Origin of the sequence: Nocardioides humilatus, assembly GCF_008373755.1 — a bacterium.
GTDB lineage: Bacteria > Actinomycetota > Actinomycetes > Propionibacteriales > Nocardioidaceae > Nocardioides > Nocardioides humilatus.
Genome location: NZ_VUJV01000003.1, coordinates 409,725 through 432,988, shown reverse-complemented (window position 1 = coordinate 432,988; position 23,264 = coordinate 409,725). Strand labels below are relative to the sequence as shown.

The 23,264-nt window shown below is 70.5% G+C and carries 25 protein-coding genes; 14 read left to right on the top strand and 11 right to left on the bottom strand.

Annotated features, from left to right (window positions below):
* Window positions 1–12: 12 nt before the first annotated feature.
* The 3 genes from F0U44_RS09885 to F0U44_RS09875 all read right to left on the bottom strand — a co-directional run bounded on the left by F0U44_RS09885 (window position 13) and on the right by F0U44_RS09875 (window position 4,009).
* Entirely contained in the window at window positions 13–2,661 is a 2,649-nt protein-coding gene (locus F0U44_RS09885) for a choice-of-anchor D domain-containing protein (protein ID WP_149728131.1), read from the bottom strand.
* A 142-nt stretch (window positions 2,662–2,803) separates the two neighbouring features.
* The gene (locus F0U44_RS09880) at window positions 2,804–3,313 is read right to left on the bottom strand and encodes an Rv3235 family protein (RefSeq protein ID WP_149728130.1); all 510 of its coding nucleotides are present in this window, start codon (window positions 3,311–3,313) and stop codon (window positions 2,804–2,806) included.
* A gap of 42 nt (window positions 3,314–3,355) precedes the next feature.
* Window positions 3,356–4,009: a LysM peptidoglycan-binding domain-containing protein gene (locus F0U44_RS09875; protein ID WP_149728129.1), complete on the bottom strand. Its 654-nt coding sequence runs from the start codon at window positions 4,007–4,009 to the stop codon at window positions 3,356–3,358.
* A gap of 102 nt (window positions 4,010–4,111) precedes the next feature.
* Here F0U44_RS09875 and F0U44_RS09870 point away from each other — a divergent pair, with 102 nt between their 5' ends.
* Complete coding sequence (locus F0U44_RS09870) at window positions 4,112–4,648, top strand: hypothetical protein (RefSeq protein WP_149728128.1); 537 nt, start codon at window positions 4,112–4,114, stop codon at window positions 4,646–4,648.
* 15 nt (window positions 4,649–4,663) lie between these two features.
* Here F0U44_RS09870 and F0U44_RS09865 read toward each other — a convergent pair whose 3' ends face one another.
* The 4 genes from F0U44_RS09865 to F0U44_RS09850 are packed head-to-tail and all read right to left on the bottom strand — an operon-like array spanning window position 4,664 to window position 8,023.
* On the bottom strand, window positions 4,664–4,996 hold the full coding sequence (locus tag F0U44_RS09865) for a sec-independent translocase (protein ID WP_149728127.1): 333 nt from the start codon (window positions 4,994–4,996) through the stop codon (window positions 4,664–4,666).
* Window positions 4,997–5,022: 26 nt separating this feature from the next.
* The gene (locus F0U44_RS09860; protein ID WP_149728126.1) at window positions 5,023–6,198 is read right to left on the bottom strand and encodes an Mrp/NBP35 family ATP-binding protein; all 1,176 of its coding nucleotides are present in this window, start codon (window positions 6,196–6,198) and stop codon (window positions 5,023–5,025) included.
* Window positions 6,199–6,234: 36 nt separating this feature from the next.
* Window positions 6,235–6,786, bottom strand: coding sequence for a DUF1003 domain-containing protein (locus F0U44_RS09855; RefSeq protein ID WP_149728125.1), 552 nt, complete (start codon window positions 6,784–6,786; stop codon window positions 6,235–6,237).
* Window positions 6,779–8,023 carry a magnesium transporter MgtE N-terminal domain-containing protein gene (locus tag F0U44_RS09850; protein WP_149728124.1) on the bottom strand — a complete coding sequence of 415 codons (1,245 nt, stop codon included), beginning with the start codon at window positions 8,021–8,023 and terminating at the stop codon, window positions 6,779–6,781. Before F0U44_RS09850 ends, F0U44_RS09855 begins: the two co-directional genes overlap by 8 nt.
* A 129-nt stretch (window positions 8,024–8,152) precedes the next feature.
* Here F0U44_RS09850 and F0U44_RS09845 point away from each other — a divergent pair, with 129 nt between their 5' ends.
* Window positions 8,153–8,659: a hypothetical protein gene (locus tag F0U44_RS09845; protein ID WP_149728123.1), complete on the top strand. Its 507-nt coding sequence runs from the start codon at window positions 8,153–8,155 to the stop codon at window positions 8,657–8,659.
* Between the two features lie 119 nt (window positions 8,660–8,778).
* Here the strand turns inward: F0U44_RS09845 and F0U44_RS09840 are convergent, their stop codons facing one another.
* On the bottom strand, window positions 8,779–9,978 hold the full coding sequence (locus F0U44_RS09840) for an acyl-CoA dehydrogenase family protein (RefSeq protein ID WP_149728122.1): 1,200 nt from the start codon (window positions 9,976–9,978) through the stop codon (window positions 8,779–8,781).
* Window positions 9,979–10,051: 73 nt separating this feature from the next.
* The gene (locus tag F0U44_RS09835) at window positions 10,052–11,086 is read right to left on the bottom strand and encodes a hypothetical protein (protein ID WP_149728121.1); all 1,035 of its coding nucleotides are present in this window, start codon (window positions 11,084–11,086) and stop codon (window positions 10,052–10,054) included.
* Window positions 11,087–11,141: 55 nt separating this feature from the next.
* On the opposite strand from F0U44_RS09835, the gene F0U44_RS09830 reads away from it, so the two are divergent.
* The 5 genes from F0U44_RS09830 to F0U44_RS09810 all read left to right on the top strand — a co-directional run bounded on the left by F0U44_RS09830 (window position 11,142) and on the right by F0U44_RS09810 (window position 16,166).
* Window positions 11,142–12,023, top strand: a complete 882-nt coding sequence (locus tag F0U44_RS09830) for a glycosyltransferase family protein (RefSeq protein ID WP_149728120.1) — start codon at window positions 11,142–11,144, stop codon at window positions 12,021–12,023.
* 36 nt (window positions 12,024–12,059) lie between these two features.
* The gene (locus tag F0U44_RS09825) at window positions 12,060–12,809 is read left to right on the top strand and encodes a sulfotransferase (RefSeq protein WP_149728119.1); all 750 of its coding nucleotides are present in this window, start codon (window positions 12,060–12,062) and stop codon (window positions 12,807–12,809) included.
* Window positions 12,810–12,869: 60 nt separating this feature from the next.
* Window positions 12,870–13,052, top strand: a complete 183-nt coding sequence (locus F0U44_RS09820; RefSeq protein WP_149728118.1) for a DUF5302 domain-containing protein — start codon at window positions 12,870–12,872, stop codon at window positions 13,050–13,052.
* Between the two features lie 36 nt (window positions 13,053–13,088).
* Window positions 13,089–14,123, top strand: a complete 1,035-nt coding sequence (locus F0U44_RS09815; protein ID WP_149728117.1) for a MaoC family dehydratase — start codon at window positions 13,089–13,091, stop codon at window positions 14,121–14,123.
* A gap of 75 nt (window positions 14,124–14,198) precedes the next feature.
* Window positions 14,199–16,166, top strand: coding sequence for a CASTOR/POLLUX-related putative ion channel (locus tag F0U44_RS09810; RefSeq protein ID WP_149728116.1), 1,968 nt, complete (start codon window positions 14,199–14,201; stop codon window positions 16,164–16,166).
* Between the two features lie 6 nt (window positions 16,167–16,172).
* On the opposite strand, the gene F0U44_RS09805 is transcribed toward F0U44_RS09810, so the two are convergent.
* Entirely contained in the window at window positions 16,173–16,664 is a 492-nt protein-coding gene (locus tag F0U44_RS09805; RefSeq protein WP_149728115.1) for a DUF6174 domain-containing protein, read from the bottom strand.
* 82 nt (window positions 16,665–16,746) lie between these two features.
* Here F0U44_RS09805 and F0U44_RS09800 point away from each other — a divergent pair, with 82 nt between their 5' ends.
* From F0U44_RS09800 to F0U44_RS09785, 4 genes are all read left to right on the top strand, one after another.
* The gene (locus tag F0U44_RS09800) at window positions 16,747–17,313 is read left to right on the top strand and encodes a histidine phosphatase family protein (protein WP_149728114.1); all 567 of its coding nucleotides are present in this window, start codon (window positions 16,747–16,749) and stop codon (window positions 17,311–17,313) included.
* Between the two features lie 72 nt (window positions 17,314–17,385).
* The gene (locus F0U44_RS09795) at window positions 17,386–18,030 is read left to right on the top strand and encodes a DUF6758 family protein (RefSeq protein ID WP_149728113.1); all 645 of its coding nucleotides are present in this window, start codon (window positions 17,386–17,388) and stop codon (window positions 18,028–18,030) included.
* A gap of 20 nt (window positions 18,031–18,050) precedes the next feature.
* Window positions 18,051–18,920 (top strand): PHP domain-containing protein, encoded by an 870-nt coding sequence (locus tag F0U44_RS09790; protein ID WP_149728112.1) that lies wholly within the window; start codon window positions 18,051–18,053, stop codon window positions 18,918–18,920.
* Window positions 18,917–19,531, top strand: a complete 615-nt coding sequence (locus F0U44_RS09785; protein WP_149728111.1) for a MarC family protein — start codon at window positions 18,917–18,919, stop codon at window positions 19,529–19,531. The genes F0U44_RS09790 and F0U44_RS09785 overlap by 4 nt, the downstream gene beginning before the upstream one ends.
* Before the next feature lie 4 nt (window positions 19,532–19,535).
* Here the strand turns inward: F0U44_RS09785 and F0U44_RS09780 are convergent, their stop codons facing one another.
* Window positions 19,536–20,297: an SDR family NAD(P)-dependent oxidoreductase gene (locus tag F0U44_RS09780; RefSeq protein WP_149728110.1), complete on the bottom strand. Its 762-nt coding sequence runs from the start codon at window positions 20,295–20,297 to the stop codon at window positions 19,536–19,538.
* A 62-nt stretch (window positions 20,298–20,359) separates the two neighbouring features.
* On the opposite strand from F0U44_RS09780, the gene F0U44_RS09775 reads away from it, so the two are divergent.
* From F0U44_RS09775 to F0U44_RS09765, 3 genes are read left to right on the top strand one after another with little or no spacing between them, the layout of a single operon-like run.
* On the top strand, window positions 20,360–21,157 hold the full coding sequence (locus F0U44_RS09775; protein ID WP_149728109.1) for a ParA family protein: 798 nt from the start codon (window positions 20,360–20,362) through the stop codon (window positions 21,155–21,157).
* A 7-nt stretch (window positions 21,158–21,164) separates the two neighbouring features.
* Window positions 21,165–21,923: a L,D-transpeptidase gene (locus F0U44_RS09770; RefSeq protein WP_149728108.1), complete on the top strand. Its 759-nt coding sequence runs from the start codon at window positions 21,165–21,167 to the stop codon at window positions 21,921–21,923.
* Between the two features lie 30 nt (window positions 21,924–21,953).
* Entirely contained in the window at window positions 21,954–23,243 is a 1,290-nt protein-coding gene (locus tag F0U44_RS09765) for an MFS transporter (protein ID WP_149728107.1), read from the top strand.
* Window positions 23,244–23,264 lie beyond the last annotated feature (21 nt).

Sequence of the window (23,264 nt, the reverse complement as noted above, 5' to 3'; positions counted from 1 at the left end):
AAGCACCGAGTGTCAGAGGGCTGGATTGGCCAGCACGAACGAGAAGTGCTGCTGCACGGCCCCGTCGTAGGACGACACCTGCCACGACATCGCGCTGCAGCCGTCTGCGATGCGTTGGAGTGCGATCGTCACCTTCGTCGATCCGCCGGGGGAGAGGACCTTGGTCAGGTAACCGCCGCCGGTGGCCGCGGCGCTGATGTCGACCGTCGAGACACCCTCCTTCGTGGTGACCGTGGTGGTCCAGCAGGCGTTGGTTGCACCAGACATCCGGAAGGTCATGGCGGTCGGCGCCGTGCTGTCGTTGCGGAGCAACGCGGTGAACTTCGTGCTCTTGCCGAGCACCACGCTGTTGGCGGTGGCCGTCTGGCCGTCGACCGCGCCGCCGATGTAGGGCTGCGACCCCGCCCGGACGAAGACGCCGAACGCGTCGGTGCCGGTCTTCGGAGCCCGCACGTTGGTCTCGGTCCGTACGCCGTCGTGCTCGGCGCCGTTGGGAGCGATCAGGTGGACGGCCACGCCGCTCGTCACCTGGCCGGTCCCGAGGGGCTTGACCTTCAGCACGTAGACGGCGGACTTGCCGGGCGCCAGCACGGCGGTCACGTAGTGGCCGGTCGGGTTCTTCGGCAGCTCGCGCGAGCCTTTGAGGAGTGTTGCCGTGGCGGCCGCCTGATCCTGGGTCAGAGTGATCTCGAAGGAGCGCGCCACCGCCGAGGTGTTGACCACCTTCACGTCGTGCGAAGCCGTCTTGCCCGCGGTCACGCCGAGGGTGACCAGGCTGCCCTGGCCACGGGTGTAGGCGCTGCCGGGTCCGCGCACCTGCAGGTCCCCCAGGGCGAGCGCGGTCCCTTCGAGGGCCACCTCGTGCGGACTTCCCGCTGCGCTGTCGGTGAACCTGAGACTGGCGGTGCGGGCTCCCCGGTGCTGCGGGCTGAAGGTGACCGGGACCTCGCACGTGCCGCCCGCCGGGATCGTCGCGACACAGGAGTGGGAACCGATCACGAAGTCGTCGGGATCGGCGCCGGCCAGGCTCACTCCCGACACCTGGAGGGGGCCGCTCCCGACGTTCTCGATCGTCGCGGTCATCGGCGCGGAGGACGCGCCGATCTCCAGCGCACCGAAGTCGAGGCTCGACGTGACGGTGACTGCCGGAAGGGTGCCGGTGCCGCTCAACGCGATGTTCTGCGGGCTGTTCGGCGCGTTGTCGACGAACCTGAGCTGCGCGGACTTCGCGCCGGTGCTGGTCGGCCTGAAGGCAACGCTCACGGTGCACGTCGCGTTGGGCGGCAGGCTTGCGCCGGTGCAGCCGTCGTTGGTCTCGACGAACTCGCCCGGTGCGACGCCGGTCAGGTCAGCCGAGGTGATCTGCAGGCTCGCACTGCCGCTGTTGCGCAGGGTCACAGTCTGGGTCGCGCTCTCGTCGCCCACGAGCGTCGGCGCGAACGACAACGACGACGGTGTCGGCGATGCGAGCGCCTGGACGCCGATGCCAGCCACCGGGATGCTCATGACACCGTCCATCGAGTTGCTCGTCACGATCACGGACGCCGACGAGTAGCCGGTTGTCACGGGACTGAAGGTCACGTTGACGATGCAGGTGGCGTTGGGGGCGAGCGGCCCGCTGAAGCAGTTGGTGCTCCGCGAGAACGGGCCGAAGGTCCCGATGTTGGAGATCGTCATCGGCGCGCTGCCCGCGTTGCGCAGCTGGAAGAACTGGGTCGATGACGTCCCGACCGAGACCGGTCCGAGGTCCAGGCCGGCGGGGAAGGCGGACCCCAGCGGGCTGCGGAAGGTGAGGACCACCCGACGCCCGGTCGAGTCCGTGCTGAAGACCGCCCCGGAGGGAATGACGCTCGAGCCGCCGCCCCCTCCCGCGCCCGATGCGCCCGGGGAGTCGAAGCCGGCGCCGCCACCGCCGCCCTTGAAGGCACCGCCTCCGCCGCCTCCACCGCCGACGTTGCTGAGCGCGTCGGCGCCGCCGTTACCGCCGTGGGCGGAGGTACCGGGATCTCCGTCGTCGAGGCACACCGGTGGGAAGGACGTGCATGCGCCGTCGCCGCCGGGTCCGTGATTGCTGATGGTGGCGCCCAGGCCGCCACGGGCATCGCCACTCCCGTTGCCACCCAGCGATCCGTTAGGGCCGCCGGCCTGACCACCGAATCCGCCGGCGTTGCTCCCCGACGACGCGCCCGCGCCCCCGCCGCCGGCCGCATGGACGAGCACGGTCGACGGACTCAGCAGCAGCCTGGCCGACCCGCCGCCGGCGCCGGCGCCCGGTCCGGGCAGGCCGCCGTCGTTGGGAAACTGCACCAGGAAGGTCTCCGAGCCGGAGACCGACATCGTCCGCGTGATCCGTGCGCCGCGGCCGCCCGAGGCCCCACCGGTGTTGCCACCGGACGCCCCGATGACGAGAAGGTCCAGCTCGGTCGCCCCGGCCGGCGTGGGCACGCTCCAGCTGGAACCGGCGGGCCCGACGTAGGTGCACACGACCGTGGTCGTGGTGCTCTGCACACACTCAGGAGTGAGCGCGGGCGCCCTGGGCGCCGGACCGGCGGCGACGACGGCGCTGGACGCGAGGAGGACCAGCGGCAGGTGGAGCGACCAGCGACGCCGGCCGAGCCGGGACTGGCCTCGTGAGGACTCGTGACACGTGTGACGGGACATGGGCGCTGCTCCTGTTGCCGATCCAGACGACGGATCGACTGGGAGCGCCACGTCCCGAGCACACCGTTGGCGGCCCCATCCGCCACCAGCAACTATGGCACCGCCGCGACCGATGTGGCATGGCCCGAACGGGCCAGGTCGATCAAGAAAAGTCGAGCGCCGTGCAGATCCAGCGTTGATCGATCCGTTCGAACCGAGCGGCCACGGCGCGGGACCGCTCGCCGTAGCGCAGGTGGATCGCGGCCTCCACGGCGTCGGGCCGCACGAAGCAGGTCCGCACGCTCACCACGCGCGGCCGGACCGGCTGCACCCGCGCCAGTCCGGGCTGGTGGCCGCCGGCGCGGGCCACCAGCAGGGCCCGGCGGCGCAGGTCGTCGTAGACACTCGGCGCAGTCCAGCGCAACAGCTGGGAAGCGGGACGATCGCCGCCGACGATCTCGACGGCCGCCTGGGCGAACCGTCGTGCCCATTCCTCCACGACTGCCCGCTGTCGTCGGTCGATCGCGACGACCGTGGCGCCGGTGCGACCGTCGCCGGCCGGCGACGGCGGCTCGCGTCGGGGGAGCAGCGCGAGCGCGAGCGTGCCCTGGGTGGCGGTCACCGGGACGGGGAGCCTGGCTCCCGCGAGCGGGTACAGCGCGGTGGTGGTCATTCGGGTCCTCCTCGAGCGGACGTGAGTGACGGTGCGGACGGGTCAGCCGGGCGGTGGGATGTCCAGGGCCTGGCCGGGCACGATCAGGTCGGGGTCCGGCCCGATCGCGGTGGCGTTGCGGAGGTAGATGCGTTGGACGAGTCGCGAGACGTCGGCCACGGCCGCGCCAGGTGACAGGCGCTGCTCCGCGATCGTCCAGAGCGACTCGCCCGAGCGGACCTGGTGGACTTCCGGCGGTGCCGTCGGTGACGACACCTTCGGGTCGGCATGGCCGGTGGCCCGATCGGGGAGCGGAAGTCCGGACAGGTTCGCGGTGGTGAAGCTCGGGCTGTCGTGGTGGCCGGGGGTGTCGGCCACGGCCGGACTGCCGAGGGCGACCACGCCACAGGCGGCGAGCAGCAGCAGGCGCAAGCCCCCCGGTCGTCTCACGACGACGCCTGCTCCGTCGACGCCTGCGGCGAGGACCTTCACGACCACCTCGGTGGTGATCGCCCACAGCCAGGCAGCGGCGACCACGGTGGCCGCTGCGCAACCAGTGGTCAGCGTGCCCGCGAACCGGTCGCGGGCCTCGAGCGTCTCGGGTGCCGTGACGAGCATCGGCAGGACGGCAGCAGCGAGCACCCCGACGCCCGCGGTGGCGGCCGACCAGAGCACCAGAGCGCGGGCGCGAACGACCCGGCGCGTAGCAACCAACATCCCGAGAACCTTTGTGTTTGCTTACGTTTGCTTCAGTCTGCTTGCGTTCAGCGCAGGGCGTCAACATGCTTTCCACAGGGCAGATGTGGTGAGGTGGGCCCTATGGGTTGGGAAGACGATCTCTTTGCGCTCTTCGACGACCTCGAGGGTCAGGCCGGCGCCCTAGCGGCCGCCGAGCGAGGAGCGGAGCACGCCGACCGCAGCCGTGCCGAATACCAGAACGTCACCCTCGCCAGCCGGTTGATGGCTTCGGTCGGTGCTGAGCTCACCCTCGGCGTCGCCGGCGTCGGCGCCGTCACCGGCACGGTGGACCGGGTCGCCGCGGAGTGGCTGCTGCTGTCGGCCGGTCAGCACGACTGGGTGGTGAGCACCGATGCCGTCCTGACCGTCGAGCGCGCGTCGGTGCGGTCGATCCCCGAGGTCGCGTGGTCGCCGCTCACCCGGTTGGGCCTCGGCTCGGCGCTGCGCCGGATCGCCGAGGCAGGCGAGCGATGCCTTCTCCACCTGCGTGACGGCTCGCGCCACGAAGGCAACCTGCGGCGGGTCGGCGTCGACTTCTGCGAGCTCGTCGAGGGAGACGACCGCCGGATGATCCTGGTGCCGTTCGCGGCACTCGCCGCGGCCCAGTCGCGCGCCTAGCCGCGACGGTCGGGCCTAGGTCGCCTCGAGGTCGTACGGCGGCAGCTCGCCGTCCTCGAGGGGGCGGACCTTCGCCTTCGCCTCCATCACGGGGTCGTCGTCATCGGCGAGGGCCTCGGCGATGTGCTTGCGCACGATCGTGCGAGGGTCGAGGTCGCGGAGCTCGAGGTCGGCGTAGTCGGGGCCGAGCTCGGCCCGCAGCTCGTCGCGCGCGTTGTTGGCGAAGCTGCGCATCTTGCGCGCGAACTGCCCGGCCTGCTTGGCCAGCTCGGGCAGGCGCTCGGGACCGAAGACGAGCACGGCGAGGAAGGCGATGACGACGAGCTCGCCGAATCCGATGCCGAACACCGTCTGCCCCCGAGCCCCTCAGCCGGTCAGAACTTGTTGCTCGGAGTGAGGCCCAGCTGCATGCCGGCCAGGCCGCGGCCCCGGCCGTCGAGCCGGTCGGCGATGGCCGTCAGTGCGGCAGCGGCCGGCGCGGTCGGGTCGGCCTCGACGATGGGCTTGCCCGCGTCACCGCCCTCACGGAGCGAGATGTCCAGCGGGATCGAGCCGAGGACCGGCACGTCGTAGCCGAAACGCTGCGAGAGCGTCCGGGCAACCCGCTCGCCGCCACCCGAGCCGAAGACGTCGAGCCGGTGGTCCTTGCCCTCGTCCGTGCAGTGCGGGCACGGCAGGTAGCTCATGTTCTCGATCACGCCGACGACGCGCTGGTGCATCATCGAGGCCATCGTGCCGGCACGCTCGGCGACCTCGGCAGCGGCCTCCTGCGGCGTCGTGACGACAACGACCTCGGCACCCGGGAGGTGCTGACCCAGCGAGATGGCGATGTCGCCCGTGCCGGGAGGCAGGTCGAGAAGCAGGACGTCGAGGTCGCCCCAGTAGACGTCGGACAGCATCTGCACGAGCGCCCGGTCGAGCATCGGGCCACGCCAGGCGATGACCTGGTCGCGCTTGGGCTTGAGCATGCCGACCGAGATCACCGAGACGCCGCTCGCGGTCGGGACCGGCATGATCAGGTCGTCGACCTGGGTGGGGCGTGAGTCGGCGACGCCGAGCATCGCCGGGACCGAGTGGCCGTAGATGTCGGCGTCGACGACACCGACCTTGCGGCCGGCAGCAGCGAGCGCGATGGCCAGGTTGACGGTGACCGACGACTTGCCGACACCGCCCTTGCCGCTGGCGATCGCGAAGACCTTGGTGAGGGAGCCGGGCTGCGCGAAGGGGATCTCGCGCTGCGCCTGGCCGCCGCGGAGCTGCTCGTGGAGCGTGCCGCGCTGCTCGGAGGTCATGACACCGAGGTCGATCTCGATCCCGGTCACCCCCGCGAGCGAGGTCACCGCGGCGGTCACGTCGCGGTTGATGGTGTCCTTGAGCGGGCAGCCGGCGACGGTCAGCAGGATGCGGACCTTGACCAGACCGCCGTTCTCGATCTCGACGGTGTCGACCATGCCGAGATCGGTGATCGGGCGCTTGATCTCGGGGTCGTTGACTGTCGCCAGGGCAGCGGTCACCTGGTCGATCGTGGGGAGTGCGTGCGTCGTGCTCATATCAGCACGAGTCTACGGAGCGTCCGCAGCGGTCTGTTACTCGCGGCCCTCGTGAGACGGCCCACTGCCCCCGCCGGCTGCAGATTCGCGCTCCTCGCGCTCGTCACGGTCCTCCAGCTCGGAGAGGAGCGCCCGCAGTTCGGAGCGCAGGTAGTCGCGGGTCGCGACCTCGCCCATGGCCATCCGCAGTGACGCGACCTCGCGCGCCAGGAACTCCATGTCGGCGTGGGCGCGGGTCGCCGCGTCGCGGTCCTGGGTGGCGATCACTCGGTCGCGGTCTTCCTGGCGGTTCTGCGCAAGGAGGATCAGGGGGGCGGCGTAGGACGCCTGGAGGCTGAGGATCAGCGTGAGGAAGATCAGCGGGTATTCGTCGAAGCGCCAGTTGTCGGGCGCGAAGGTGTTCCAGAGCACCCACATGATGACGAAGACGGTCATCCAGAGCAGGAACTTCGCGGTGCCCATGAAGCGGGCGAAGCGCTCGGCGAAGATGCCGAAGGAGTCGGTGTCGTAGGACGGTCGCCAGCTGATCTGGCGCTTGATGACGCGCGGGGTGTCGAGCCGGTCCCCGGTCCGGCGCGGCTCAGCCACGACCCGCCTGCCGCTCGCGCCAGTTGGCCGGGAGCATGTGGTCGAGGAGGTCGTCGACCGTGACCGCCCCGATCAGCCGGCGCTCCTCGTCGACGACCGGCGCCGCCACCAGGTTGTAGGTCGCCAGGTGGGCCGCGACCTGGTCGATGGTGGCCTCGGGCCGCAGCACCTCGAGCTCGTCGTCGAGGGCGCCCGCGACCAGGGTCGACGGGGGTTCGCGGAGGAGGCGCTGGATGTGAGCGACGCCGAGCAGCTTGCCGGTCGGGCACTCCAGGGGCTGACGGCACACGTAGACCAGCGAGGCAAGCGCAGGCGTGAGCTCGGGGTTGCGCACGTGGGCCAGCGCGTCGGCGACCGTCGCGTCTGGTCCGAGGATCACCGGCTCGGGCGTCATCATGCCGCCGGCGGTGTTCTCGACGTACTTCATCAGGCGCCGGACGTCCTCGGCCTCCTCCGGCTCCATCAGCCGGAGCAGGACCTCGGCGGTCTCGGGCGGCAGGTCGGCGATCAGGTCGGCGGCGTCGTCGGCCGACATCTCCTCGAGCACGTCGGCCGCGCGCTCGGAGTCGAGCCGCTCCAAGATGCCGACCTGGTCCTCCTCGGGAAGCTCCTCGAGGACGTCGGCCAGCCGCTCGTCGTCGAGCGCCATCGCGACCGCGTTGCGCCGCTCGACGGGCAGGTCGTGCAGGACGCTGGCCGCGTCGGCCGGCCGCATCTCGTTGATCGTCGCGACCAGGTGGGTCGCGCCCTGGCGGTCGTCGCTGCGGGAGAGGCCGGTGACGTCGTTCCACTCGACCACGTGAGTCTGACCCCGCCGGCGCAGGCCCTTGGAGGCCTCCTGGATCGCGACCCGGCTCAGCACCCAGTCGCGGGTGCGCCCCTTCTCCATCGCGACGTCGAAGACGCTGCCGCTCACGCCGCTGCTCTTCACCGTGACGGTGCGGTCGAGCATCTCGCCCATCACGAGCGTCTCGGTGGAGCGCTGCTCGAAGCGGCGCATGTTGAGCAGGCCGGTCGTGTAGACCTGACCGCTGTCGATCGTGGTCACCCGGGTCATCGGGAGGAAGACCCGGCGTCGCCCGAACACCTCGGCCACCATGCCGAGCACCCGTGGCTGGGTGCCCTCGGTGCGCATCGTGACCACCAGGTCGCGCACCTTGCCGACCTGGTCGCCCTGGGGGTCGAAGATCGGGAGACCCACCAGCCGGGCGGCGTAGACGCGGGAGGGGGTGCTCACGGTCCGAGGTTATCGGTCGGCACCGGTGATTCCTCGTATGCGCCACCCGTTGCCGCGCAGGTGCGATCGGAGTAGACATCCCGACGACGGTCGGCAACGGAGCCGATCGCGCGAATCTAGGACGGGCCGATGCGACGTTTCTTCAGGGACACCTTCTCGCCGACCATGGCAGTGGCGATCCTCGCCCTCGTGGTGGCGACCAGCGGCAGTGGTTACGCCGCCATCCAGCTCGGCCGCGACGACGGTGCGTCGAGGGCCGGCGCCGCCGCGCAGCCCGTGCTGCAGCCGGGCAAGACGATGGTCGGATACTTCACCGCGGCCGGCTCCGGCGGGGCCAGTGGCTACCTCGGCGACTCGATCACGTTCCCGGCCAAGCTGCCGGCAGGGTTCAACAACAACCACGTGAAGTACCTCGTGACGGGAGCACCCTTCACCGACAAGTGCCCCGGACCGGGCACGGCGAAGCGGGGCTGGATGTGCTTCTACGAGGGGCAGTTCCAGAACACGAGCCTGTGCTGCATCTACGACCTCGAGTACAACTCCTTCGCCGTCGCTGACCACGGTGCCCGCATCTACTGGGACACCAACGCCGATGGTGGCTACGTCGACGGGCAGTGGGTGGTCCGGGCTCCGTAGAGCAGGTGCAGGAATCCCCGGTGCACCGGGGATTCCTGCACTTATCGGGGTTTGCAACACCCCAAAACTGCAGGAATCCCCGGCTAACCGGGGATTCCTGAGGCTGGTGGGACCAGCGGCTAGCTCTTGAGCTTGTAGTCCTCGAGCATCGAGCGACCGATGATCATCTTCTGGATGTCGGAGGTGCCCTCGCCGATCAGCATGAACGCGACCTCGCGGTAGAGACGCTCGATCTCGTACTCCTTGGAGTAGCCGTAGCCACCGTGGATCCGGAACGAGTCCTCGACGACCTCGTGGGCGTATTCGGAGGCGACCATCTTGGCCATGCCGGCCTCGACGTCCATCCGCTCGCCGCTGTCCTTCATGCGGGCTGCCTTCACCATCATGGTGTGGGCGACCTCGACCTTGGTGGCCATCTCCGCGATGCGGAAGAGGACCGCCTGGTGCGCGGCGATCGGCTTGCCGAAGGTGTGGCGCTGCTGGGCGTAGGCCACGCCGAGCTCGAAGCCCCGCCAGGCCAGACCGCAGGCGCGGGCGGCGACGTTGACGCGGCCGACCTCGACCCCGTCCATCATCTGGTAGAAGCCCTTGCCGGTCTCGCCACCGAGGACCTGGTCGGCGCGGACGACGTGGTTCTCGAGGACCATCTCGGTCGTCTCGACGCCCTTGTAGCCCATCTTGTCGATCTTGCCGGGGATCGTGAGGCCAGGAGCGGTCTCGCCGAAGCCGGCCTCCTTCTCGATGAGGAACGTGGTCATGTTCTTGTAGACCGACTCGGCGCCCTCGTCGGTCTTGCACAGGGTCGCGACCAGGCGCGACTGGGCGCCGTTGGTCAGCCACATCTTGGAGCCGGTGATGGCGTAGGAGCCGTCGTCCTGCTTGACGGCCTTCGTGGACACCGCCGCGACGTCCGATCCCAGACCCGGCTCGGACATCGAGAACGCGCCGCGCATCTCGCCGGTGGCCATCTGGGGCAGGTACTTCTGCTTCTGCTCCTCGGTGCCGTGCTGCATCACCATGTAGGCCACGATGAAGTGGGTGTTGATGACGCCGGAGACGCTCATCCAGCCGCGGGCGATCTCCTCGACGCACAGGGCGTAGGTGAGGAGCGACTCGCCGAGGCCGCCGTATTCCTCGGGGATCATCAGGCCGAAGACGCCGAGCTCCTTGAGCCCCTCGACGATCTCGGTGGGGTACTCGTCGGCGTGCTCGAGCTCCTGGGCCACCGGGATGATCTGCTCGTCAACGAAAATCCGGACGGCCTTGAGGATCTCGGTCTGGTCCTCGGTCAGGCCGTCGGTCTCACACAGGCGGGGCATCGGTTCCTCTTTCCGCTCCGGCCGGGCCGAAGTATCAGGCGGACAATCTCAGCGATACTACTTGTGAGTAGCCTCAGGGGCGTCCCCGCGAGACGTAATTGGCCAGCGCTGTGATCGATGCCTCAGCGACGGCCGCCTCGTCGAGGGGCGGGAGCGGGCGCGCGGCCTCGTCGGTCGGGACCAGCGCTTCGAGGTCACCGTGGACCACGTAGCCCCGCTCGCGCACCGTCTCCACGGTGCGCCGGGCGTGGTCCTGCACCCAGCCGAGGTGCTCGGGCGGGAGCGTGAGCTTGGGGCTCGCGCTGCGCGCGAGGACCCCGTGCGCGAAGGGCCACCGCACCGCCTCGCTGTAGTCGTTCTTGTAGTCCGGGAGTCGGTCGCCCAGGGCGAGGTTGACCCGGCGGAAGACCTCGGACTCCACCACCCCGAAGGAGGCGTTGACCGATCCCTTGGGGCGCTTGACCACGTCGGGGGGAAAGCCCACGACCTCGCCCATCAGGTTGAAGACGCCCTCCGGGTCCTGTGAGTACGACGGCACGACGATCACGTGGGTCCGCGACGGGTCCACGGCCCGGCCCCAGCGGTCGAGGATGTCGATCGGGTCCTGGCGGGCCCAGAACTGCTCGGCCCAGGGCCCGCGCCGCTCGCGGACGGCGTCGAGGAAGTCGAGGTAGGCGTCGCCGAGCCGGTGCTTGAGGAACTGTTGGTAGTCCGACGGCAGTTGCTGCGCCCAGTCGCGGACGGTGAGCACGAGGTGCAGGTCGACCCCCGCCTCGTCGGCGAGCGCAGCGACCGCGTCGACGTCCTGGGGCCGCACCTCGGCGAGATCCTCGTTGCTGACGAGCAGCCGATCGCCCGCGGTATCGCGCAGGGTCGCGGGCACCTGCTGGAGTCGGCGCGGCCGGTGCTCGCCGTCGAAGCCTGCCACCGGGCGCCAGCCCAGCGGACGGAGCAGACCGGTGAAGTGGGCCGGGCGGCCGACGTACGGAAGACCGACGCCGGCGGCCGCCAACGCCTCGACCGACATCCACAGGCCGGCCTGGAGCGAGGACGTGCCCGTCTTGCTGCAGCCGACGTGGAGCCAGAGGGGTCGGCGTTGCTCAGTCACGTCGGCAAGCGTGCCAGACTCCTGACCGCACTCGAGCACACGGAGGAGAGTCCGGATGTCAGGACGGCCAGAGGTCGCCGTGATCACCATGGCCCGCGACGAGGGTGACCTGCTCTCGCTGTGGGTGGCGCACTACGCGAAGCACGTCGGCATCGACAACCTCGTGGTGCTCGACGACAACTCCGCCGACGGCTCCACCGAGGGCCTGGGCTGCACGGTCCACCGGGTCCCGGAGCTCAAGGGCGGGCTCGACTTCGAGCCGGTGCGGATGCGGCTGGTCAACGGCATCGGGCAGGGCCTGCTCGCCGTCTACGACTACGTCGTCTTCGTCGACGTCGACGAGTTCCTCGTCACCGACCCGACGCGCTACCCGACGTTTCCCGACCTGATCGAGGCGCGCGGTCGCCCGGAGGCCATGGGCGCGATCGGTCTCAACGTCGTGCACGTGCCCTCGGTCGAGGCGCAGCCGCTCGACCTCGGCCGCCCCGTCCTGGAGCAGCGCGGCTATGCCAAGTTCACGCCGCTGATGTGCAAGCCCTCGATCAAGCGGATCAACGCCGGCTGGGCGATCTCCTCCCATGGGCTCAAGGCCCCCTACGAGATCGATCCGGAGCTCTACATGCTCCACCTCAAGTTCGCCGACCGTGCCCGGCTCGCGGAGGTGGCACGCCTCCGCAACGAGGTGAGCCAGGCCGACGGCCGGGCCGAGGACGCGAGCTGGGGCAAGGCGGCCGACGAGATCGTGCGGATCTTCGACGAGGTCGTTGCGGGCGTCGACCCGCTGGAGATCGGTGAGTTCGACCCTGCGACCGCGAGCCTGGAGGAGATGGTCATCTTCCTCAACGGTCGTTACCGCACGCCGAAGCAGGGTCAGATCGCCGCGTTGCGCAAGCAGCCGCTGACGCGGATCCCGCACCGCCTCCTCGGCACGCTCTGACCCATCGCGATCAGCACCGTCTGAAAGGATCGACGCGTGGACTACGTCTTCGTCGTGACCTACGGCCGCTCCGGCTCGACCCTGGTGCAGGGCATGCTCAACGCGATGCCGCGCACGCTGGTCCGCGGCGAGAACGGTCTCTACGTCCAGCACCTCTTCCGCGCCTGGCAGGCCGCCGACGAGATCCGGCAGAAGCGCAAGGGCGCGGGCGCGAAGAGCTCGTCCAACGCGTTCTTCGGCATCAACGCGCTGACCCGCGGCCGGTTCGTGCGCAGTGCCCAGCGCCTGGTCGTGGGCGGGATGCTCGGCAGCGAGGACGCGAAGGACTTCGACCGCCTCGGCTTCAAGGAGGTCGAGTGGCACCACCTCACCGCCGAGGAGACCGAGCCGTTCTTCGCCTGGCTCGAGGAGGTCTGCCCCGACGCCAAGTACGTCCTCAACACCCGTGACGTCGAGACCGTGCTCGGGTCCGGCTTCTGGCAGCGCCGCGACACCGACGAGTCGGTGCGCGCGATCGAGCGGGTCGTGGAGATCCAGGACTTCCTCCGTGCGAGCCGTCCCGACCGGGTCCTCGACACCCGCTACGAGGTCATCACGGGCGAGGACAAGGCGGCGTCCGACGCCGCCATGGAGGCGCTCGCCACCTTCGTCCTCGGCGGCTGCGACGCCGCACTTCTCGATGCGTTGCGTGCGACGCTCGAGGTCGGCCACGGACCCAACCCGTTCGGCAAGAGCCGCAAGGACCAGAAGCCTGGCCACGAGTCGGACGAGCAACCCGAGGCATAACCACTGGTCTGCGTTTCGTCCGCATGTCAGTGTGGAGGCACGACCCGCGAGGAGGATCGGATGGCTGACCAAGGTGCCAACGAGGACCTGAAGGCGAAGATGCGCGAAGCGCTCGATCGCAAGAACCACCGGGAGCAGGGCGTCCACGCCGACGGCCCGGCCAAGGAGAAGGCGCACGGCTCCGAAGTCGTCGGCGGCGCCCCGAAGATGCACCGCCGCAAGGCCGGTGGTGGGGGCACGTAGACGTCATGTCGCGCTCACCGGGCAGAATGTCGGCCCGTGAGCAAGACGAACCCGGGCAACTTCTTCGAGGACTTCACCGTCGGCCAGGTGATCGAGCACGCGACGCCGCGCACGATCACCGAGGGAGATCGCGCTCTTTACGGCGCGCTCTACCCGACGCGGTTCGCCGTACCGTCGTCGGCTGCGTTCGCCGCTGCCTCGGGTCTTGCGGTCCACCCGGTCGAGGAGCTGATCGGTTTCCACGTCGCCTTCGGCAAGACCGTCCCGGACATCTCGCTCAACGCGGTCGCCAACCTCGGTTACGCCGAGTGCCGCTTCCACCGGCCCGTCGTGCCGGGCGACACCCTGCGCACCTCGTCGGAGGTCATCGGCCTCAAGCAGAACTCCAACGGCAAGTCCGGCGTCGTCTACGTGCGCTCGACCGCGACCAACCAGCGCGGCGAGGTCGCGATCGACTGGTGCCGCTGGGTGATGGTCCACAAGCGCGACCCCGAGGCACCCGCTCCCGACGCGGTGCTGCCCGAGCTGGCGAAGGTCGTCGCCGCTGACGACCTGGTCCTGCCCGAGGGCCTCGACTTCTCCGCCTACGACTTCGGCGCGGCCGGAGAGCCGCACCGCTACGACGACTACGCGGTGGGGGAGAAGATCGACCACGTCGACGGCGTCACCTTCACCGACGCCGAGCACATGCTCGCCACTCGGTTGTGGCAGAACACCGCCAAGGTGCACTTCAACACCGAGGCCCGCCCCGACGGCAACCGGCTGATCTACGGCGGTCACGTGATCTCGATGGCCCGGGCGCTGTCGTTCAACGGACTGGCCAACGCGCAGCTGATCGCCGCCATCAACGGCGGCTCCCACGTCGCGCCGGCCTTCGCGGGCGACACCGTCTACGCCTGGTCCGAGGTGCTCGACAAGGCCGAGACCCCGGCGCCCGGGGTCGGCGCGCTGCGCCTCCGCCTGGTCGCCACCAAGGGCCGCGACGAGTCGATGACCCTGCGCAACGCCGAGGGCAAGTACGCCGACGGTGTGCTCCTCGACCTCGACTACTGGGCACTGGTCCCGCGCTGAAGGCTAAGAAGTAGGCCGTTCCGCGTGTGAGCGGTCGTCGCGTGCGCCAGAGTTCCTCCGACGCAGGAGGACCCCATGGCACGCACCGGACACACCATCCGTCGCCGTACGGCGGCGGCGATCGCGCAACGCACCGACAACCGCACCGTCCGACCCGGGACGGAAGGGTTCGGCGCACGGCTGCGCTACGCCTTCGACAACAGCATGGCGCGGGGCACGCCGGCGTTGATCGCCTGGCTGTTCCTGATGACGCTGGTCCTGGTCCTCGCGTTCGCGATCTTCGACCTGATCTTCGGGCTGCGTGACGAGGACCTCGGCTTCTGGAGCGAGACCTTCCAGTCCTTGATGCACGCGCTCGACCCCGGCACGGTCGCGGGCGACACCGGCAGCTGGCGCTTCCTGATCACGATGCTCGTCCTGACGATCGCCGGCCTGTTCGTCGTCAGTGCCCTGATCGGTGTCATCTCGGCGGGCATCGACAACCGGATCGCGGACCTGCGGCGGGGTCGCTCCCTGGTGCTCGAGACCGACCACACCGTGATCCTGGGCTGGTCCAGCTCGATCTTCACCGTGATCAGCGAGCTGACCATCGCCAACGAGAGCCGGCGCCGCCCGGTGATCGTGGTGCTCGCCGACCGCGACAAGGTCGAGATGGAGGACGAGCTGCGGGCCAAGGTGCCCGAGCTCCGCGGCACCCGCGTGGTGTGCCGTTCGGGCGCGCCGTCCAGCATCGACGACCTCGCCATCGCCCGGCCGGGGAAGGCTCGCGCCGTCGTCGTGCTGTCGCCCGAGGGCAACGTCGACCCGACGGGCCTCGACGCCGACAGCGAAGTGATCAAGACCCTGCTCGCTCTGCGGGCCGCCGACCCTGACGGCACCGGCCCGCGCATCGTCGCGCAGCTGCGCGACCCCGCCAACCTCGAGGTCGCCCGGCTCATCGGCCGTGACCGCCCCGGCCAGCTCGCGCTGTTGGACGTCCGCGAGACGGTGGCCCGCCTGATCGTCCAGACCTCACGCCAGTCGGGCGCAGCCGCGGTCTACCGCGAGCTGTTCGACTTCGACGGCGACGAGATCTACTTCATGACCGACCACGCGCTGGCCTCCTCGACCTACGCGCAGGCGCAGCTGCACTTCGAGTCGCTCACCGTGATCGGCCTGACCGGCCCTGAGGGCGTCGTGCTCAACCCGACCGCCGACACCGTGGTCGGCGACCGGGCGCTGGTGGTCGTGGCGGAGGACGACTCCGTCCTCCAAGGGGCGGTCGTCTCCGCCACGGACGTGCGGACCGAGGCGTTCGGCACCGCGCAGCCCGAGCCGCCCCACCCGGACCACACCGTGCTGATCGGCTGGAACGAGCGGGCCCCGGTCGTCGTGCGGGAGCTGGACGCGTTCGCTGCGCCGGGCGCGACGCTGACGATCGTCGCGGCGTACGGCGAGCCGGCCCTCCCCGCGACCGACAACCTCACCGTGACCGTGGTGCACGACGACACGACGCGCCGCGGAGTGCTCGAGGCGCACCTCGGCGGCAACCCGGAGCGGGTCATCGTGCTCTGCTACTCCGACCACCTCCTCGGCGAGGTGGCCGACGCGAAGACGCTCATCACGCTGCTGCACGTCCGCGACATCCTCGGCCGGGCCGGCAACGACGCGCCGGTCGTGAGCGAGATGGTCGACGACCACAACCGCGAGCTGGCGCAGGTCGCCGACATCGACGACGTCGTCGTCAGCGGCGAGATCGTCAGTCTCGTGCTCACCCAGCTCGCCGAGGACGCGCGGATCGAGCCGGTGCTGCACGAGCTGCTGAGGGCCGAGGGGAGCGAGGTCTACCTGCGGCCCTCCGAGTGGTACATCGCGCCAGGGTCGGAGATCTCCTGGTCCACCGTCGTCGCCTCGGCGAGCCGGCGCAACGAGACCGCGATCGGCTACTCCTCGGCGTCCCTCGCCGACGGAGGCTCGGCCTTCGGGGTCGTCGTCAACCCGCCCAAGAGCCACGCACTCACGGTCGAGTCAGGCGACCGGATCGTGGTGCTGGCCGAGGACTAGCGACCGTCAGGAGACCTGGACGTCACTGACGACGTAGGTGACCTCGTCGTCGGTCGCGTTCTCCACGTTGTCGATCGCGATCGTGTTGGGCCAGTCCTGACCGGCGGGCCAGTCGACCTCGATGCTGGCGGCATCGGTGTCGTTGGCGTGGGCGATGACCTCGTCGAGGGTGATCCAGAGGTACTCCGGTGCCTCGGCGCCCTTCTTCATCCCGTAACCGCCCTCGGCGACGACCGCGCTGGTGACCTCGCCGTCCTCGACGGTGATCTTGACCGGACCTGCGAGCGGGCAGAAGCACTGCTGCGCGAGGACGTAGGTGTAGTCCTGCGCGTCGAAGCCGGGATAGGTGCCGACGGTCGGCTCGACCGTGGGCTCGGTGGTCTCCGAGCTCGTGTCCTTCTCGACCGGGTCCTTGGCGGTGGAGCCGTCGTCGCCGCTACAACCGGTGAGAGCGGTGAGCGCGAGGGCCGCGGCGGCAGCATTGAGGAGGATCTTCATGGTGGTACGACGGTAGCGACGTCGGATCGGTTCCTCGCGCGGGCGCGCGGACGGGGCCGGGGGATGGGGGAGGCTAGGGCCTATGACGGAGGGCAACGAGCTCTGGCTGGTGCGGCACGGGGCGACTGAGTGGAGCACGTCCGGGCGGCACACCTCGGTCACCGACCTGCCGCTGCTGCCCGAGGGCGAGGAGGCGGCCGTCGGCCTCGCCGCGCGCCTGGCGGGGGTCGACTTCGAGCTCGTGCTCACGAGCCCACGGCGGCGTGCCCGTCGTACGGCTGAGCTGGCGGGGTTTCCCGACGCGGAGGTGACCGACGACCTCGCCGAGTGGGCCTACGGCGACTACGAGGGCCTCACGACCGCGCAGATCCGCACCTCCGTGCCTGGCTGGACCGTGTGGTCGGACCCGTCGCCCGGCGGCGAGACCGGGGCCGACGTCGCGGCGCGCTGCGACCGCGTGGTGGCGCGGGCGCGTGCGGCAGGTGGCCGCACTCTCGCCTTCGCTCACGGCCACTCGCTGCGGGTGCTGGCGGCTCGATGGCTGGGGCTGCCGCCCGAGGACGGCCGGCTGCTGCGGCTCGACACCGCCACGGTCTCGGTGCTCGGCTTCGAGCGCGAGACCGCGGTCGTGCTCCGCTGGAACACCTAGGGCCTGTTTCTCCCGCCAGCGTCGGCGCGGCGCTGCTTGACGAGGGCCGCCGCGCACAGCACGGTTTGTCGCATGTCCTTGCAGGTCGGTTGCCCGCGCTGCGCGGCGCCCGTCGCTGAGACCGGCGACGGCGGCTACTCCTGCCCCGAGCACGAGCTGATCGCGCCGCTGTGGCGCACGACCGCTGCGTCCTACGACGACTTCGCCGGCCACCTGGGGCGCGTCGCCGGCTTCCCGACCTACCTGCCGTGGCCGTTGGGGCCGGGCTGGAGCGTGACCGACTTCGCCGGCGTGGCCGACGACCAGAGGGGTCGGGCGACCATGACCTGTGTGTCCGGCACGAGCGCGCTGGACGGGCCGGTCGACGTGATCGTCGTCAGCGAGGAGGCCGGCACCGGGCTCGGGGCGCGGATCGCAGGCCTCGGGCCGACCGGACGGGTCGACCCGGGGGAGGAGGTCGGCGAGGGACCGGCCACGGTCAAGGTGCGGATCGGCAGCTTCCCCGTCGGGCTCTGGCCCGTGTCGGTGAGTGGCACCAGCGGCGAGTGGGACCGATCGGTCGTCGTGGGCGAGGCCGAGGGACGCTGGCTGTGGATCATCCTGCGGCCGGCCTCGGCGATCCTGCTGCTGCGCGACGACTGGATCCTGCGCGATGTCTCCGAGACCGGGCCGCAGCTGGTCGCGCTGCCGTTCGGCGGGCCTGCGCCGTTGTGGTGACGCGGCACTAGGTTGGTCCGGTGCGGATCGACCTCCACGCCCATTCCCGGGTCAGCGACGGCACCGAGGCGCCGGCCCAGCTGGTGCGTTCGGCGGTCGCCGCCGGTCTCGACGTCGTCGCGCTGACCGACCACGACAACACCGCCGGCTGGGCGGAGGCCGCTGCCGAAGCCGACGCCGCGGGCATCGCCCTCGTGCGCGGGATCGAGGTCAGCACGCGTTACCGCGGTTTCGGGGTGCACCTGCTGGCCTACCTCCCCGACGCCGCGGACCCCGGGCTGGTCGCCGAGCTGGGCCGCATCGTCGACGGGCGCGAGGACCGGGTGCCGATGATGCTCGACCGGCTGCGACGCCTGGGGATCGCGGGCGCGACCGAGGACGCGCTGGCCGAGATCACCGTCGACGCTGCCGCGACCGGCCGGCCCCACGTCGCCGACCTCCTCGTGCGGCTCGGGGCGGTGCGCGACCGTGACGAGGCCTTCACCCGCTACCTCGCCCAAGGACGCCCGGCCTACGTCGACCGCTATGCCGCCGAGCTGGTCCGGATGCTCGACATCGTGACCCGTGCCGGGGGAGTGCCTGTCGTGGCCCACCCGTGGGGCCGAGCAGGGGTCGGTGTGCTGGACGAGAAGACGTTCGCCCGGCTGAAGGAAGCGGGGCTCTACGGCATCGAGGTCGATCACCTCGATCACAACCGCACCCAACGCGCGCGCCTGCGGGTGGTCGCTGAACGTCTGGACCTGGTCGTCACCGGCTCGAGCGACTACCACGGCACGGGCAAGGTGGGTCACCACCTCGGCGTCGAGACGACCGCCCCCGACCAGCTCGAACGCATCCTGGCCCGGGCCGACGAGCTCGGATCACCGACCGCACTGGTGGGAGCGGCATGAACATCGTGGACTGGACCCTGCTCGTCGAGGTCTTCGTGACGCTCTTCGTGATCATGGACCCCGTCGGCACCGTGCCGATCTTCCTCACGCTGACCAGCGGTCGTAGCGCCTCGACCTCGCGCCGCTACGCCTGGCAGGCCGTCGCGGTGTCCTTCCTCGTCATCACCGCGTTCGCGTTCTTCGGCCAGCAGATCCTGAGCTATCTGCACATCTCCTTGCCTGCGCTCCAGTGCGCCGGCGGTCTGCTGCTGCTCCTCGTCGCCCTCGAGCTGCTGACCGGCAACGAGGCCGAGCCCAAGGCCAACGGCGACACCAACGTCGCGCTCGTACCCCTCGGCACGCCGCTCCTCGCCGGCCCCGGCGCGATCGTCGCGACGATGCTCTTCGTCAAGGGCATCGACAGCACCCAGGAGCTCTCCGCGGTCGCGCTCGGCATCGTCGGCGTCCACCTGGCGCTGTGGGCCGCCATGCGCTACTCGCTGCCGATCCTCAAGGTGATCCGCGACGGCGGCGTCATGCTCGTGACCCGCATCGCCGGCCTCCTGCTCTCCGCGATCGCCGTCCAGCTCGTCGCCGACGCCGTACGCGCCTTTATTGCCGGCGAGGGCTGATCGTCTACTTCCGGCCGAGCGACTGGAAGCGCTGGAGCACCGGGCGCGGGACCAGGCGGGTGGCGGTGACGATCGTCTTGTAGCGCTTGCTGGGGATCGACATCGGCTTGCCCTTGTCGAAGTCGGCGAGGGCCTCGCGGACCAGCCGGTCGGGCTCGAGCCAGAGGATTTTCGGGGCGCTGGCGTCACGGTCGATGCCGAGGCGTTGGTGGAACTCGGTCTTCACGAAACCGGGGCAGAGGGCCATGACGGTGACGCCGCGGCCGGAGTACTCGTTGTGGGCCCACGCGCTGAAGCTGTTGACCCATGCCTTCGCGGCGCTGTAGGTGCCCCGCGGGAGGAAGGCGGCCACGCTCGACACGTTGATGACGCCGCCGTGCCCGCGCTCCACCATGCCGCCGAGAGCCGCGTGCGTCAGGCGCAGGACGGCCCGCACCAAGACGTCCTGCTGGGCCTGCTCGACGGCGACGTCGTTGTCGAGGAAGCCGTTCTTGAGACCGAACCCCGCGTTGTTGACGAGTACGTCGACCGGCCGGTCGACGTCCGCGAGACGGGCCTCGACCACGGCCAGCTGTGCGTCGTCGGTGAGGTCGGCGGAGATCACCTCGGTCGCCACGCCGAACGAGGAGCGCAGGTCGGCGGCGACCTCCTCCAGCCGCGCGGTGTCGCGTGCGACGAGCACGAGGTCGTCGCCGCGAGCGGCGAGCTGACGGGCGAACTCGAGGCCGATGCCGGCGGTCGCGCCGGTGACGAGGGAGGTCGACATGCCTGAAAGTGAAACAGGTCGATCACCCAACGGCATCCGGGTGTCCGGCATGATGTCCCTCGATGAGCACCAAGGCCCCCCGGAGCACCGTCCTCGCTGTCGCCAACCAGAAGGGCGGCGTCGCGAAGACGACCAGCGTCGCCTCGATCGGCGCCGCGCTGGCCGAGCGGGGCCAGTCCGTGCTGCTCGTCGACCTCGACCCACAGGCCTGCCTGACCTTCTCCCTGGGCATCGACCCCGAGGACCTCGAGATCTCGGTGCACCACGTGCTCACCAAGGGCATCGACGCGACCGAGGTCATCCTCGCGACCGAGGACGGCGTCGACCTGCTGCCGGCCACGATCGAGCTGGCGCGCGCGGAGGCCGACCTCCTGACCCGCACGGGTCGCGAGCACGTCATCCGCACGGTCATCGAGGATCTGCGCGCGAGCGGCACCCACTACGACTGGATCCTTCTCGACTGCCCGCCGTCGCTCGGCGTGCTGACGGTCGCCGCGCTCACCGCGGCCGACGGCGTCGTCGTGCCCCTCCAGTGCGAGACCCTGTCGCACCGAGGCGTGGGCCAACTGCTCGACACCGTCCACGACGTGCGCCGCTTCACCAACCGCGACCTCGAGGTCTGGGGCGTGCTGCCGACGCTCTACGACGGCCGCACCAACCACGCGCGCACCGTGCTCGACACGATCTCCGAGACCTACGACCTCGCCGTGATCGAGCCGCCGATCCCGAAGACGATCAAGTTCGCCGAGGCGCCGGCCGCAGGTCGGTCGATCCTGGCGACGAGTCGCACCAGCAAGGGAGCCGAGGCCTACCGCGAGGTGGCCGGCAACCTGATCAAGCGGGCGGCCACGTCGAAGTGACGCAGCAGTGACCGACGTCGGACGTGGCGGCCAGCACCGGGCTCAGCCCGGTGGGGGGCGCCGTCGCCCAGCACCTGTCGCGGGGAAGCGGCGGGCCGACGTACGCCCTCGCTATGGGCGCATCGCGATCCTCACCGCGGCGCTGATGGTCACGGGCATCGCGGTGCTCGGCGGCTTCGGCCTGATCCCGTCGGGTCCTGAGGGTGCCAGTGCTGCTGCGGGTTCGGTCGAGCCGTTGGCGAAGACGCTGCCCGGCGCTGCCGAGGAGCGGGGAAGCGACCGCTCCGCCGACGGGAAGTCCGTCGCACCGTCGACCACCTCGGACCGCACGACCACCCCCACGACGCCCACCTCGACGACGGCGCTCCCCGCCGGGTCGGGCACGGGCCGCCGGATCGTCTTCAGCGAGGGATCGCAGCGCGTGTGGCTGGTCGGAGAAGCGGGGAAGGTGCTGCGCACCTACCTGGTCTCGGGCAGCCTGACCGACAACCTCGACACCGGCACCTATGACGTCTACGCGCGGTCGCGGTGGGCCGTCGGCATCGACGACTCGGGCACGATGCAGTACTTCGTCCGCTTCACCCACGGCGACGAGGGCGGGTCGATCGGCTTCCACACGATCCCCGCGAAGAACGGCGTGCCGCTGCAGACCATCGCCCAGCTCGGCACACCCCAGTCCCACGGCTGCATCCGACAGCGCACCCCCGACGCCATCGCGCTGTGGGACTTCGCGCCCATCGGCACCACGGTCGTCGTCACCGCCTGAGCCCCGGACCCGACGAACGATGAGCACCCGATGAGCTGGGCCGACCGGCTGCGCGCGCTGCGCATGGACCTGACCCCGTGGCGGACCTCCCGCGACTTCCGGCTGCTCCTGGTCGCCGGCACGGTCTTCTACTTCGGCGCGATGGTCAGCTACGTCGCGATCCCGTTCCAGATCTACACGCTGACCGGCTCCAACTTCGCGGTCGGTGCCATCGGCCTGGTCGAGCTGGTGCCCCTCGTCGTCTTCGGTCTGTACGGCGGCGCGCTGGCCGACCACGTCGACCGGCGCCGGCTCCTGGTCGGTCTCGGGGTCGCGCAGGCGCTGCTGACCGGCGTGCTCGCGGTCAACGCGTTCCGCGACGAGCCGAGCATCCTGGTCATCTTCGTCATCGCGGCGCTGCTGGTCAGCACCTCGGCGATGCAGCGACCTTCCCGCGAGGCGCTGATGCCGCGCACCGTGGCGCACGACCAGCTCACGGCGGCTAATGCGCTGTCGAGCTTCGGCATGCAGATCGGCGTGCTTGCCGGCCCGATGCTCGGTGGCCTGCTCGTCGCCTACGTCGGCATCGGGTGGTGCTTCGTCGTCGACGTCACGGGACTGCTCGTCGCCACGGTGCTCTACCGGCTGATGCAGCACTACCCGCACCGCGCGGAGACGACGCCGCCCAGCCTGGCCGCGATCAGCGAGGGCATGCGCTACGCCCTCAGCCGCCGCGACCTGCTCGGCACCTACCTCGTCGACATCGCCGCGATGCTGCTGGCGCTGCCGGTCGTGCTCTTCCCCGCGCTCGCGGAGGAGGTGTTCGAGCGGCCCGAGCTGCTGGGCCTGCTCTACTCCGCCGAGACCATCGGTGCCGTGGTCGCGACGGTCCTGTCCGGCTGGACCGGTCGGGTCCACCACCACGGTCGGGCGATCGTCATCGCCGCCATCGCCTACGGCGGCTGCGTGGCGCTGGCGGGCGTGATGCCGTCCTTCGGCCTGGTGGTCGTGATGCTCGCGCTGTCCGGGGCGGCCGACATGACCTCGGGCATCTTCCGCAGCACGGTGTGGAGCCAGACCATCCCCGAGGCCATGCGCGGGCGGCTGGCCGGCATCGAGATGCTGTCCTACTCGCTCGGACCGCTGGGCGGGCAGGTGCGCGCCGGTGTCGCGGCCGACCTGTGGTCGGTGCGCGGGGCGATCACCAGCGGCGGTGTCGCGTGCGTGGCGGGGGTCGTCGGCACAGCGGTGTGGCTGCGCGACTTCTGGTCCTACGACGATCGCACTGACGAGCACGCCATCGCCGAGCGGGCGACCCGGTCGGCCGGCGGCGAGGAGTAGCCGGTCGGCCCGGGTCGGCTC

Coding starts and splice junctions, on each gene's coding strand:
- F0U44_RS09765 (WP_149728107.1), top strand. CDS start 21,954: ATGAGCTGGGCCGACCGGCTGCGCGCGCTGCGCATGGACCTGACCCCG.
- F0U44_RS09830 (WP_149728120.1), top strand. CDS start 11,142: ATGTCAGGACGGCCAGAGGTCGCCGTGATCACCATGGCCCGCGACGAG.
- F0U44_RS09845 (WP_149728123.1), top strand. CDS start 8,153: ATGCGACGTTTCTTCAGGGACACCTTCTCGCCGACCATGGCAGTGGCG.
- F0U44_RS09875 (WP_149728129.1), bottom strand. CDS start 4,009: ATGTTGGTTGCTACGCGCCGGGTCGTTCGCGCCCGCGCTCTGGTGCTC.
- F0U44_RS09885 (WP_149728131.1), bottom strand. CDS start 2,661: ATGTCCCGTCACACGTGTCACGAGTCCTCACGAGGCCAGTCCCGGCTC.
- F0U44_RS09820 (WP_149728118.1), top strand. CDS start 12,870: ATGGCTGACCAAGGTGCCAACGAGGACCTGAAGGCGAAGATGCGCGAA.
- F0U44_RS09880 (WP_149728130.1), bottom strand. CDS start 3,313: ATGACCACCACCGCGCTGTACCCGCTCGCGGGAGCCAGGCTCCCCGTC.
- F0U44_RS09860 (WP_149728126.1), bottom strand. CDS start 6,198: ATGAGCACGACGCACGCACTCCCCACGATCGACCAGGTGACCGCTGCC.
- F0U44_RS09775 (WP_149728109.1), top strand. CDS start 20,360: ATGAGCACCAAGGCCCCCCGGAGCACCGTCCTCGCTGTCGCCAACCAG.
- F0U44_RS09840 (WP_149728122.1), bottom strand. CDS start 9,978: ATGCCCCGCCTGTGTGAGACCGACGGCCTGACCGAGGACCAGACCGAG.
- F0U44_RS09800 (WP_149728114.1), top strand. CDS start 16,747: ATGACGGAGGGCAACGAGCTCTGGCTGGTGCGGCACGGGGCGACTGAG.
- F0U44_RS09780 (WP_149728110.1), bottom strand. CDS start 20,297: ATGTCGACCTCCCTCGTCACCGGCGCGACCGCCGGCATCGGCCTCGAG.
- F0U44_RS09870 (WP_149728128.1), top strand. CDS start 4,112: ATGGGTTGGGAAGACGATCTCTTTGCGCTCTTCGACGACCTCGAGGGT.
- F0U44_RS09810 (WP_149728116.1), top strand. CDS start 14,199: ATGGCACGCACCGGACACACCATCCGTCGCCGTACGGCGGCGGCGATC.
- F0U44_RS09795 (WP_149728113.1), top strand. CDS start 17,386: ATGTCCTTGCAGGTCGGTTGCCCGCGCTGCGCGGCGCCCGTCGCTGAG.
- F0U44_RS09785 (WP_149728111.1), top strand. CDS start 18,917: ATGAACATCGTGGACTGGACCCTGCTCGTCGAGGTCTTCGTGACGCTC.
- F0U44_RS09805 (WP_149728115.1), bottom strand. CDS start 16,664: ATGAAGATCCTCCTCAATGCTGCCGCCGCGGCCCTCGCGCTCACCGCT.